General features: G+C 72.6%; 11 protein-coding genes. 3 read left to right on the plus strand and 8 right to left on the minus strand.

The genetic code is table 11. The annotated features are described in order from the left end of the window. Both HUW36_RS15505 and HUW36_RS15510 read right to left on the minus strand, forming a co-directional pair. A partial coding sequence (locus HUW36_RS15505; RefSeq protein WP_174528818.1) for an ACT domain-containing protein occupies positions 1 to 708 on the minus strand: 708 nt, incomplete at its 3' end. A gap of 80 nt (positions 709 to 788) precedes the next feature. Further along, positions 789 to 1,493, minus strand: coding sequence for an ACT domain-containing protein (locus HUW36_RS15510; protein ID WP_174528819.1), 705 nt, complete (start codon positions 1,491 to 1,493; stop codon positions 789 to 791). A 149-nt stretch (positions 1,494 to 1,642) separates the two neighbouring features. Between HUW36_RS15510 and HUW36_RS15515 the strand changes: the two genes are divergently transcribed. Next, the gene (locus HUW36_RS15515) at positions 1,643 to 2,716 is read left to right on the plus strand and encodes a phosphotransferase family protein (protein ID WP_174528820.1); all 1,074 of its coding nucleotides are present in this window, start codon (positions 1,643 to 1,645) and stop codon (positions 2,714 to 2,716) included. Continuing rightward, positions 2,717 to 3,928, plus strand: a complete 1,212-nt coding sequence (locus tag HUW36_RS15520; RefSeq protein ID WP_174528821.1) for an acyl-CoA dehydrogenase family protein — start codon at positions 2,717 to 2,719, stop codon at positions 3,926 to 3,928. Between the two features lie 29 nt (positions 3,929 to 3,957). Here HUW36_RS15520 and HUW36_RS15525 read toward each other — a convergent pair whose 3' ends face one another. The 6 genes from HUW36_RS15525 to HUW36_RS15550 all read right to left on the minus strand — a co-directional run bounded on the left by HUW36_RS15525 (position 3,958) and on the right by HUW36_RS15550 (position 10,557). After that, positions 3,958 to 5,004 (minus strand): LacI family DNA-binding transcriptional regulator, encoded by a 1,047-nt coding sequence (locus HUW36_RS15525; RefSeq protein WP_174528822.1) that lies wholly within the window; start codon positions 5,002 to 5,004, stop codon positions 3,958 to 3,960. An 83-nt stretch (positions 5,005 to 5,087) separates the two neighbouring features. Next, positions 5,088 to 6,521 (minus strand): GH1 family beta-glucosidase, encoded by a 1,434-nt coding sequence (locus HUW36_RS15530; RefSeq protein ID WP_174528823.1) that lies wholly within the window; start codon positions 6,519 to 6,521, stop codon positions 5,088 to 5,090. Continuing rightward, complete coding sequence (locus HUW36_RS15535) at positions 6,518 to 7,414, minus strand: carbohydrate ABC transporter permease (protein ID WP_174528824.1); 897 nt, start codon at positions 7,412 to 7,414, stop codon at positions 6,518 to 6,520. The genes HUW36_RS15530 and HUW36_RS15535 overlap by 4 nt, the downstream gene beginning before the upstream one ends. Before the next feature lie 9 nt (positions 7,415 to 7,423). Beyond that, positions 7,424 to 8,404, minus strand: coding sequence for a carbohydrate ABC transporter permease (locus HUW36_RS15540; protein WP_174528825.1), 981 nt, complete (start codon positions 8,402 to 8,404; stop codon positions 7,424 to 7,426). Between the two features lie 82 nt (positions 8,405 to 8,486). Next, positions 8,487 to 9,800, minus strand: a complete 1,314-nt coding sequence (locus tag HUW36_RS15545) for an ABC transporter substrate-binding protein (RefSeq protein WP_099161937.1) — start codon at positions 9,798 to 9,800, stop codon at positions 8,487 to 8,489. Between the two features lie 211 nt (positions 9,801 to 10,011). Next, positions 10,012 to 10,557 carry a plasmid pRiA4b ORF-3 family protein gene (locus HUW36_RS15550; protein ID WP_174528826.1) on the minus strand — a complete coding sequence of 182 codons (546 nt, stop codon included), beginning with the start codon at positions 10,555 to 10,557 and terminating at the stop codon, positions 10,012 to 10,014. Between the two features lie 150 nt (positions 10,558 to 10,707). Between HUW36_RS15550 and HUW36_RS15555 the strand changes: the two genes are divergently transcribed. Next, on the plus strand, positions 10,708 to 11,408 hold a 701-nt coding region (locus HUW36_RS15555), incomplete at its 3' end, for a pyrimidine reductase family protein (protein ID WP_174528827.1).

An 11,408-nucleotide genomic window follows, 5' to 3' on the forward strand; every position in this document is an offset into this window, starting at 1 on the left:
CGGCTCCAGCAGCCGGCGCAGCCGGGCCGGCGACGGGTCCGCCGCCCCGCTCAGGTAGCGCCGCTGCCGGCTCCGCGCCGAGCAGGCCACGTGCAGCTCGCGTACGGCCGGCACGTCCTCGACGGTGGCCGGCCGCACCGACACCTCCGCGCCGTCGGGCAGCACCAGCGTGACCCGGTCGACGTCCCGGCGGGCCAGCGTCGCCGCCAGCTCGACCACGGCCTGTGCCCGGGCGTACTCGGCCGGGGTGAAGCTCGGCTCCCGGCGGCGCAGCTCGTAGCCGCCGCCCGCCGGGTCGGTGAGCAGCATGGTGGTGCCGCCCACACCGCCGGACGCGGCGGTCGGGGTCGGACGCCAGGTCACCGCGTCGGCGCCGAGCAGCGTCCGCAGTGTCGCGCCGGCCGCCTCCGGGTCGCGCACCAGCCGGCCGGCCAGGCCGAGCACCCGGGTCGGCTCGTCGGCCAGCCCACGGGCCTCGCTGCGCGCCACCCAGCAGTCCCGCCCCCGGCCCCGTTCCACGGCGGCCCGCAGCTCGGCCTCGGTGACCTGCTCGGGCGCGTCGACCAGGAAGTCGTCGACCGCCCCGACCTCGGTGGTGTGCACCTGCACGGTGAGGATGTTGACCCCGCGCAACGCGAGGCTCGCCGTGAGCACCGACAGGTAACCCGGCCGGTCGTCCACGGTGGCTCGGATCCGCCAGAGCGCCATGGTTGTCTCCCTTCCTCACCCCCGACCATGCCGGCCGCCTGTTGCGACCCCGTTGCCCCCGGGTGACGCGGCGCGACGGGTCAGGTGATGGTGGTCACCGGCGGAGCGCCGACCAGGTCCAGCCGGTCGCCGAGGATCACCGCGCTGGCGCGGACGAGCTGGGCGAGCCGGTCCACCTCGGTGGAGTGGAACCCGGCGGCCGCGAGCGGTTCGCTGTGGTCGCGGGCGACCACCAGCACCAGGCCGGCCCGGCCGAAGGGGGCGACCGCGTAGTGGTGCCCGTCCGGCCCGGTCAGGGCACGGGCCCGCAGCGGGGTCACCTCGGGCAGCCGGGGCGGGGTCGGGGCACGCCAGCTCGCGTGCCCGACCGTGGCCGTGCCGCACTCGCCGCTGCGCGAGGCCCAGTCCAGCGGGACCACGGCGGCCACCGCCCAGTCCGCGGCGAGCAGCCCGGGTACGGCGTCGACGAGCGTGGCCACCCCGTCGGTCGGGTTGGCCGCCACCTGGGCGAGCAGCTCGGCGTCCTGACCGGTGGTGGTGGGTGCGCCGATCGCCCGCCACACCCCGTCCACCCGGACGCCGGGGATCGCGGCCAGCCCGGCGAGCAGCCGTTCCACCCGCGCCGCGCCCGGCCAGACCACCGTGAAGTCGTCGACAGCCCGCCCGCCGAGCCGTTCCAGGACCACCACCTGCACGATGTCGGCGCCGGAGACGCCGAGCGTCCGGGCCACCTGGCCGAGCGTGCCCGGACGGTCCGGCAGGGTCACCCGAACTCTCAGCAGCATGTCTGTCCCCTCCGCTCGGCGGGCCGGCCCGACGGCCGGCAGGCTGGGCACCAGCCTGCCGGCTGACCATTTCGCCCCCGTTGCAGCGGCATGTCCCGCCGGGAAAATCCGACCTTGACAAGAAAGCTGAGCTGCCATCAACTATTCGGATGACCGATCCGGCCGTCGACGCTGCCCGGCCCCCGACCGGTCCGGCCCCGCGCGGGCTCGACCTCGACCGGCTCGCCGCCCACCTCGCCACGCACCGGCCGGATCTGGCCGGGCCGTTGTCGGCGCGGCTGATCGCCGGCGGCAAGTCCAACCTGACCTACCTGCTGCGCGCCGGTGACCGCGAGGTGGTGCTGCGGCGCCCCCCGCTCGGGCACGTGCTGGCCACCGCGCACGACATGGCCCGGGAACACCGGGTGATCTCGGCGCTCGCCCCGACCGGGGTGCCGGTCCCCGAGGCGCTGCTGCTCTGCCCGGACGACAGCGTGATCGGCGCGCCGTTCTACCTGATGGCGAAGGTCGACGGCGAGGTCTACCGACGGCGGGAGCAGACCGACGCGCTCACCGCCGACCAGCGGCGTGACCTGGCCATGGGGATGATGGACACGCTCGCCACGCTGCACCGGGTGGACCCGGCCGAGGTCGGGCTGGCCGACTTCGGCCGACCGGACGGCTACCTGGCCCGGCAGGTGCGCCGCTGGGCCGGCCAGCTCGACCGCTCCCGCAGCCGCCCGCTGCCCGGCATCGACGAGCTGCGTGACGCGCTGGCCGGCAGCGTGCCGGAGGGCGCGAACGCGGGCCGGATCGTGCACGGCGACTACCGGCTGGACAACCTGCTCGCCACCGTCGACCCGGTGGCGGTGCGGGCCGTGCTCGACTGGGAGATGGCCACGCTGGGCGACCCGCTCGCCGACCTCGGCCTGCTCCTGACCTACTGGGACGTGCTCGGTGACAGCGACCGGGCCGAGGGCAACCCGGTGGCCGACGGCATCGGCCCCCGGGCCGGCTTCCCCACCGGGGCCGAGCTGATCGCGCGCTACGCCGGCCGCAGCGACGTGGACGTCGGCCCGCTGCACTGGCACGTGGCACTCGGCTGTTTCAAGCTCGCGGTGATCTGCGAGGGCATCCACTACCGGCACACCCTCGGGCAGACGCTCGGCGAGGGGTTCGACCGGATCGGCGAGATGGTGGAGCCGCTGGTCGCGCACGGTCTGCACGCGGTGAGGGAGAAGTAGATGGAGTTCGCGTACGACGACCGGACGGTCGAACTGCGGCAGCGGCTGGAGGCGTTCCTCACCGAGTGCGTCCACCCGGCCGAGCCGGTGCACCACGAGCAGGTACTCGCGGCCGGCGACCCGTGGGCCCGCCCGCCGGTGATGGACGAGCTGAAGGCCGAGGCCCGGGCCCGGGGCCTGTGGAACCTGTTCCTGCCCGACGCCCGCTACGGCGCCGGCCTGACCAACCTCCAGTACGCGCCGCTGGCCGAGCTGACCGGCCGCAGCCCGCACCTGGCCCCGGAGGCGCTCAACTGCGCCGCGCCGGACACCGGCAACATGGAGCTGCTCGCCGAGTTCGGCTCCGACGCGCAGCGGGAGCGCTGGCTCGCGCCGCTGCTCGCCGGCGAGATCCGGTCGGCGTTCTGCATGACCGAACCGGAGGTCGCCTCCTCCGACGCGACGAACATCGCCACCCGGATCACCCGCGACGGCGACCACTACGTGGTCGACGGCCGCAAGTGGTGGTCGTCCGGGGCGATGGACCCGCGTTGCGAGATCTTCATCGTGATGGGCAAGACCGACCCGGACGCCGACCGGCACCGCCAGCAGAGCATGATCCTGGTCCCCCGGGACACCCCGGGCGTGACCGTCCGACGCGGGATGACGGTCTTCGGCTACAGCGACGCCCCGCACGGCGGGCACGCCGAGATCGACTTCACCGGCGTCCGGGTGCCGGCGGAGAACCTGGTCGGGGCCGAGGGCACCGGCTTCGCCATCGCCCAGGCCCGCCTCGGTCCCGGCCGGATCCACCACTGCATGCGGCTGGTCGGCATGGCCGAGCGGGCCCTGGAGCTGCTCTGCCGGCGCACCCTGGACCGGGTGGCGTTCGGCCGGCCGCTCGCCGAGCAGGGCGTGGTGCGGGAGTGGATCGCCGAGTCCCGGGTCCGGATCGAGCAGGCCCGCCTGCTGGTGCTCAAGACCGCCTGGCTGATGGACACCGTCGGCAACAAGGGCGCGCACACCGAGATCCAGGCCATCAAGATCGCCACCCCGGCCATGGCCGAGTGGGTGATCGACAAGGCGATCCAGGCGTACGGCGGGGCCGGCGTCAGCCAGGACACCCCGCTCGCCGCGCTCTGGGCCCAGGCCCGGACGCTGCGTCTCGCCGACGGCCCGGACGAGGTCCACCGGGCGTCCCTGGCCCGCCGCGAACTGCGCCGCTGGTCCTGACCTGCCCCGCCGCCGCAGGGGCGGTGGGGTCAGGCGGAGGCGCGGTGGATCAGCTCGGTGTCCAGCAGCACGTGCGGCGAGGGCACCTCGTCGCCCCGGATGCGGGAGACCAGCAGCCGGGCCATCTGCCGGCCCATCTCCTCCACCGGCTGGAACACCGTGGTCAGCGGCGGCTCGGCCTGACGCGCGATCGGGGCGTCGTCGAAGCCGATCACCGCCACGTCCTGGGGCACCCGCCGGCCGGCCTCGCGCAGCGCGCGCAACGCGCCGAACGCCATCAGGTCGGAGGCGACGAAGACGGCGTCCAGGTCCGGGCAGGTCTCCAGCAGCCGGCGCATGGCGGCGGTGCCGCTGCCCTCGCTGAAGTCCCCGTACGCGATCAGGCCGGGGTCGACCCTGCCCCCCGCGGCGCGCACCGCCTCCTGGTAGCCGGAGAGCCGCGCCAGGCCGGCGCCCATGTCCTGCGGGCCGGCGATGGTGGCGACCCGGCGGCGCCCCTGGGCGAACAGGTGCTCCACCGCCTGGCGGGCCCCGCCGACGTTGTCCACGTCGACGAACCACGCCGGCTGCGCGTTCGGGTGCAGCATCCGGGCCGGCCGGCCACCGAGCACCGCGGGCAGGCCGCGCTCCTCCAGCAGCGTGGGCAGCGGGTCGGAGTCGTGCAGGGAGAGCAGCAGCACGCCGTCGACGTGCTGGTTGGTGAGGTGGTGCTCGACCCGCTCCCGCTCGATCGGCGACTGCACCATGGCCAGCCAGAGCTGCATGGGCGTCTCCACCAGCCCGGAGCTGACGCCCCGGACGATGGCGGCGAAGAACGGTTCGGTGAAGACCCGCTCCCCCGACTCGGAGACGACGAGCGCCACCGAGTCGGTCCGCTGGGTGACGAGCGCCCGGGCGGCCCGGTTGGGCACGTAGCCCAGCTCGGCGATGGCCTGCTGGACGGCGGCCCGGGCCTCCGGGCTGACCTGCGGCGAGCCGTTGACCACGCGGGATACCGTGCCGCGCCCGACGCCGGCGCGGGCCGCGACCGCGTCGAGGGTCGGGCGCCCGAGCGAGCGGGTGCGCTGCGTTGTCATCGTCTGTGCTCCTCCGACGGTCGGGCGGGCCCGGCACCGATTGAGGCGTCGGTGCCGGGCCGCCCGTTACTGGCTGGCCCAGCTTATTGTGCGGCCAGGCCGTTGCGTCGGATCACGTCGGCGTACCACCTGGCGCTGGACTTCGCGATCCGGGCCTGGTTGTCGTAGTCGACGTAGACCATGCCGAACCGCTTCGTGTAGCCCCAGGCCCACTCGAAGTTGTCCATCAGTGACCAGGCGAAGTAGCCCTTGAGCGGCACTCCGGCCTCGATCGCGGCGTGCGCCGCGCGCAGGTGCGAGGCGAAGTAGGCCAGTCGGTCCGGGTCGTCCACCTCGCCGTCGACCACCGTGTCGACGAACGCCGACCCGTTCTCGGTGACGTAGAGCGGCAGGTCGGTGTACTCCCGGTGGACCCGCTCCAGCGTCTCCACCAGGCCCGGGGCGTCGATCTCCCAGTCCATGTCGGTGACCGGCACGCCGCGGGTGACGAACCGCACGTCCTCGCTGCCCGGCCAGCAGGACGGTGCCCGCCAGTAGGGCTCCGGCTCTGCCCCCTCGACCGGCGCGGCGACCACGTGCCGGCTGTAGTAGTTGACGCCGACCATGTCCAGCGGGGTCGAGATGGTCGCCAGGTCGCCGTCGCGGACGTGCCCGAGGTCGGTGATCCCGCGCAGGTCGGCGACCAGGTCCGCCGGGTACGCGCCGCGCAGCACCGGGTCCAGGAAGAACCGGTTCGCCAGCGCGTCGATCCGGCGGGCCGCGTCGGCGTCCGCCGCCGACCCGGAGGCCGGGGTGACCGGGTAGAGGTTCACCGTGATGCCGAGCTGCGCCTCCGGGCGGGACGCCCGGACCGCCTGCACGGCCAGGCCGTGCCCCAGCATCAGGTGGTGTCCGGCCCGGACCGCGTCCGCGCCGTCCGAGCGGCCCGGCGCGTGCACGCCGGAGCCGTAGCCGAGGAACGCCGAGCACCACGGCTCGTTCAGCGTGGTGAAGTACGTCACCCGGTCGCCGAGCGCGTCGGCGACGAGCTGCGCGTACTCGGCGAACCGGCCGGCGGTGTCGCGGGCCGGCCAGCCGCCGGCGTCCTCCAGCGGCTGGGGCAGGTCCCAGTGGTAGAGCGTCACCCACGGCTCGATGCCGTGGCCGAGCAGCTCGTCGACCAGCCGGCGGTAGAAGTCCATCCCCTCCTGGTTGATCCCGCCGGCGCCGCCCGGCTGCACCCGCGGCCAGGACACGGAGAAGCGGTAGGACCGCAGCCCGAGGTCGGCCATCAGCCGCACGTCGTCCGGCATCCGGTGGTAGTGGTCGCAGGCCACGTCGCCGGTGTGCCCGGCCACCGTCCGACCCTCGGTGTGGCTGAAGGTGTCCCAGATCGACGGCGTACGGCCGCCCTCCGTCGCCGCGCCCTCGATCTGGTACGCGGCGGTCGCCGCGCCCCAGAGGAAGCCGGGCGGGAAGGTCAGGGCCGGGCCCCCGTCGAGGACGCCGACGGCGGGCGGGCTGGCTGGGTTGCTCACGACTTGACGGCGCCTTCCATGATGCCGCCGATGATCTGGCGGCCGAACAGAACGAACACGACGAACAGGGGCAGGGTGGCGATCAACGTGCCGGCGAAGATCTGGGAGTTGTCGGCGAAGTAGGCGGTGTTGAGGCTGCGCAGCGAGATCTGGACGGTGGGGTTGGACGGGTCGGCCAACACCACGAACGGCCAGAAGAACTGGTTCCACTGTTCCATGAAGGTGAGCAGGCCGAGCACCGCGGCGGCGGGCCGCAGCGCGGGCGCCACCACGTGCCAGTACACCCTCCAGGTGGAGCAGCCGTCCACCCGGGCGGCCTCGATCAGCTCGTTCGGGACCGCCTGCTCGGCGTACTGGCGCATCATGAAGATCCCGAAGCCGCCGATGAGGAACGGCACGGTCACCGACGGCATGGTGTTGAGCCAGTCCAGCTTCGCCATCAGGATGTAGAGCGGGAGCACGCCGAGCTGGATCGGCACCATCATCGAGGCGAGGATGATCAGCAGCAGCGCGTTCTTGCCCCGGAACCGGAGCTTGGCGAACGCGAAGCCGGCGAGCGAGCCGAAGAAGACCGTGGCGACGGTGATCGTCCCGGAGACCAGGAACGAGTTCAGCAGCCCCTTGACGATGTTGGCGTCGCCGTTGGCGAGCACCCGCTCGATGTTCTCGCCGAGCTTGCCGCCGGGCAGGAACGGCGGCGGCCAGGAGTTGGCCGCGTCGTTCGTCCGGGAGGCGATCACGATCATCCAGTAGAACGGGAACAGCGACAGGATCACGCCGAGGACCAGGCCGAACCAGGTGAGCGGGCTGGCCTTCCAGAGTCGCTCGGCCTGGTGGGTGGCCTTCGCCGGCGCGGTCGGCCGGGTGGGTGGGCGGAGCGTGGTGGTCGTCATCTCGTCACCTCACTTGTCGGAGCTGATGCGGCGGGCGAGCAGGTAGTTGATCGCCGACATCAACGCGATGAGCACGAAGAGCACGAGCGCGACCGCCCCGGCGTACCCCCACCGGAAGCGCTGGTTCATCACGTCGAGCAGGTACATCGTGATGGTCTGGAACTGCCCCTCCGAGCCGCCGGAGAGGCCGCCCGAGCCGCTGGTGAACAGCAACGGTTCGGTGAAGAGCTGGAGCCCGCCGATGGTCGAGATGATCAGCGTGAAGATGATCGTCGGACGCAGCTGCGGGACCGTGATCGACCAGAACTGCCGCCGCCGGGAGGCCCCGTCCAGCGCCGCGGCCTCGTACATGTCCTTGCTGATCGACTGCATGGCGGCCAGGTAGATCAGCGCGTTGTAGCCGACCCAGCGCCAGTCGACCATGGTGGAGATGGCGAACCAGGAGGCGAAGCGGTTCGCCCGCCAGTCGATCGGGTCCAGGCCGATGCTGTCGAGCAGCCAGTTGACCAGGCCGAAGTCCTTGGCGTAGATCATCGAGAAGATCAGCGCGACCACCGCGGTCGAGGTGATGATCGGCATCGCGATGGCCATCCGGAAGAAGGTCTGCGCACGCAGCCTCCGGTTCAGCGCGTTGGCCAGCATCAGCGCCAGCAGCAGCTGGGGCACGGTGGAGAGCACGAACATGCCGAACGTGTTCACCACCGCGTTCCAGAACTGCGGGTCGTCGGTGATCAGTTCGACGAAGTTGTCCAGCCCGACGAACGAGATCGTCGGGTTCAGCGGGGACCGGTCGGTCAGCGCGATCCAGACCGTGTACGCGATGGGATACGCGCTGAACACCGCGAAGATCAGGAAGAACGGCAGGACGTACAGGTAGGGCGAGTACTTCAGGTCCAGCTTGGTCGCTGAGGCGGCGCGACGGTGCGCGGGACGGGCGGCGCGCGGCGGACCGGGCTCGGGCGGCGCCGTGGCGTGCAGGTCGAGGCTCATGGGGAGTCCTTCTCCTCGGCCGGCGTCACCCGCCACACGGGCGACGCCGGGCTCTGCGGGCACCGCGGGCGGCTCAGCCGGGTCATTTACCGGCGGCCGCACCGTTCTTCAGGGCCGCCTGCCACTGCTCGTCGGCCGACTTGCCCTGCTCCACGGCGCGCAGCGTGTTCTCCACGGCGGTGCGGACCGCGTTGTTCTTCGGGCCGAGGTAGACCGGCTTCAGGTCGGTGGCGCCGGCGGCGAAGATCTTGCCGACCGGGGCCTTGCTGAAGTAGTCGTTGGTCGAGTCGGCCACGGCCGGGTCGGTCAGCGCCTGCGGGTTCGACGGCAGGTTGCCGACCGCCTTGAACGCGCCGATCTGGCCCTGCGCGCTGGTCAGGAACTTGGCCAGCTCGGCGGCCTCCTTCTGGTGCTTGCTCGACTTCGGCACGCCGAGGAAGGAACCGCCCCAGTTGCCGCCGTTGCCGGGGGCCTTGGCGACGTCCCACTTGCCGGCCGCCGCGTCACCGGCCTGGCCCTTGATGACACCGGTCATCCACGCCGGGCAGGCGATGGTGGCGAAGGTGCCGTTCTTGAAACCGGCGTTCCACTCGTTGGAGAAGGACTGCAGGTTGTTCGACAGCCCGGCGGCGATCATCTTGGTGGTCAGCTGGTAGGCCGCCTGCACGTCCGGGTTCTGGTCGATGACCATCTTGTTGCTCTTGTCGTAGTACGTGTAGCCGGTGCCCTGGCCCGCGATCTGCATCAGCACCACGTTGTAGAAGTTGGTCGCCGAGTCGACGAACTTGTGCTTCTTGTCGGCGGCGGCGAACTTCTGGCCGGTGGCGATGAACTGGTCCCAGGTGGGCCAGAGCGCGCCGACCTGCTCGCGGTCGGTGGGCAGGCCGGCGGCCTTGAACAGGTCGCTGCGGTAGCACAGCGCCATCGAGCCGACGTCGGTGCCGAGGCCCAGCACCTTGCCGTCGGGGGTGGTGCCCTGCTCCCACTTCCACGGCAGGAAGTTGCCCTTGAGGTCGTTCGCGCCGTGGTCGGCGAGGTTCACGAACTTGTCGGCCTGCGCGTAGAACTGGACGATGGTGCCCTCCTCCAGGGCCACCACGTCGCCGGCACCCGACCCGGCGGTGATCTGCTGGGTCAGGCGGGTGTTGTAGTCACCCAGGCCGAGGCCCTTGCCGCGCTCCTGGATCTTGACGTTCGGGTGGTCGGCTTCGTACTGCTTGTACAGCTCTTCGTAGCCGAAGCCCTGGTCGCCGAAGACGTCGACGACCAGGGTCACCGGACCGCTGCTGTCGCCGCTGTCCGACGAGTCGTCGCCGCAGGCGGTGGCGGTGGCGAGCACCGCGACGGACGCGAGCGCGATGGCCGCGAGCTGCCGACGGCGGATTGGGACGCTCATCCGAGACCCCTCTTTCGGTGGTGAGGCGCTATCTGTGTGGTGGGGGGTGCGTGTCGCGCGAACCGGAGGAGGCAGGGATGAGACCGACGCCACTCGCGGGAGCGCTCCCATGAGATTGCCGGCAGGTGTCAGGGGTGTCAATAGACCGGTGGGAGCGTTCCCATTTCGTTACCGCCTCATCCCCGGGGCCGAATCCCCGGGGGCGGCGCGGTCAGCAGCAGCGGCGCAGCAGGACCGTGGCGCGGTCCGGATCGAACCCGGCCGGGTCGAACGCCGGGCCGGCCCAGTCCCGCATCGCCTGGTGCTCGGGGTGCGCCGGGTCGGCGAGCGCGGCCAGCAGGACGGCGTATCCGCCCGGGCCGCCCACGTCCTCCGGCGGGCAGGCCCGCTCGCCGTCCAGGCAGACCGGGTAACGCTCGTCCGGGTCGGCGGCGCAGACGTCCTCCACCACCAGGTCGTGCTCCCACCAGTCACCGAAGTCGTAGGTGTAGCGGAACCGGTCGCCCTTGCCGACCACCGCGTCCAGCCGGACGTCCAGCTCGTCGCGCAACGCCAGCTCGCCGCCCGGATCGGGCTCGCCGTACTGCCGCCCGTCGACGTCGAACGAGTGCAGGTGGCAGTCGCGCCAACCCATCGCGTGCTGGAGCACCCGGTGCAGACGGTCCAGGGTGTAGCCACCGGGAACCAGCACCCGCCGCCACACCGGCGGCCGGACCCCGGCCAGCGACACCAACAGCTGGAAGATCTGACGCGACACGCGGTCCCATCCTTCCTCGGCATAGGCTGCCGGCATGATCTGCCGAGCCTGCCGGGAGCGGCGGCACGACGACTGTCCTGGCCGGAAGTGGTGCGACTGCCAGCACCGTACCGCCGAACCCACCCCTCCGGTCACCGGTCCGGCCGGCGAATGACCGTCGGAAGCCCGATCGAACGGATCTGGCCGGCACCCGTCACCGGCGCGCTGACCGACCCGCAGCTGACCGCGCTCTACGGCCGCGTCGAGCGTCCGCACCTGCGGGTGAACTTCGTCGCCAGCGCGGACGGCGCGGTCACCCTGGACGGCTACTCGGCCGGGCTGTCCGGCGAGCCGGACAAGCGCGTGTTCGGGCTGCTGCGGATGCTCTGCGACGGCCTCCTCGTGGCGGCCGGCACGCTGCGCCACGAGGGATACCGCGCGGTCCGGCTCAGCGCCGAGCGGCGGGCCTGGCGCCGCGAACGAGGGCTGGCCGAGTTCCCCACCCTGGTGGTGGTCTCCGGCTCGCTCGACCTCGACCCGGCCCAGGCCTGCTTCGCCGACGCCCCGGTCCGCCCCCTGGTGCTCACCCGCTCCGGCGCGGAGGCACCGGCCGGACTGACCGAGGTGGCCGACCTGCTCCGGTGCGGCGACGAGCGCGTCGACCTGGCCGCCGGCCTGGCCGAGCTGCGCCGTCGTGGCCTGGGGCAGGTGCTCTGCGAGGGCGGCCCGCACCTGTTCGGCGCGCTCACCGCGGCCGACCTGGTCGACGAGCTGTGCCTGACCGTGGCGCCGCTGCTCGCCGGGGCCGGACCCGGGCGGATCACCGCCGGGGACGGCAGCGTCCCGCGCCACCTGCCGCTGCGCCACGTGCT

The sequence above is a fragment of the Micromonospora maritima genome, from assembly GCF_902825405.1.
In the GTDB taxonomy this organism is placed as follows: Bacteria; Actinomycetota; Actinomycetes; order Mycobacteriales; family Micromonosporaceae; genus Micromonospora; species Micromonospora maritima.

Excerpts from the sequence above, each read along its gene's own strand:
- HUW36_RS15510 (WP_174528819.1), bottom strand. The coding sequence starts at position 1,493 with ATGCTGCTGAGAGTTCGGGTGACCCTGCCGGACCGTCCGGGCACGCTC.
- HUW36_RS15540 (WP_174528825.1), bottom strand. The coding sequence starts at position 8,404 with ATGAGCCTCGACCTGCACGCCACGGCGCCGCCCGAGCCCGGTCCGCCG.
- HUW36_RS15515 (WP_174528820.1), top strand. The coding sequence starts at position 1,643 with ATGACCGATCCGGCCGTCGACGCTGCCCGGCCCCCGACCGGTCCGGCC.
- HUW36_RS15545 (WP_099161937.1), bottom strand. The coding sequence starts at position 9,800 with ATGAGCGTCCCAATCCGCCGTCGGCAGCTCGCGGCCATCGCGCTCGCG.
- HUW36_RS15535 (WP_174528824.1), bottom strand. The coding sequence starts at position 7,414 with ATGACGACCACCACGCTCCGCCCACCCACCCGGCCGACCGCGCCGGCG.
- HUW36_RS15525 (WP_174528822.1), bottom strand. The coding sequence starts at position 5,004 with ATGACAACGCAGCGCACCCGCTCGCTCGGGCGCCCGACCCTCGACGCG.
- HUW36_RS15520 (WP_174528821.1), top strand. The coding sequence starts at position 2,717 with ATGGAGTTCGCGTACGACGACCGGACGGTCGAACTGCGGCAGCGGCTG.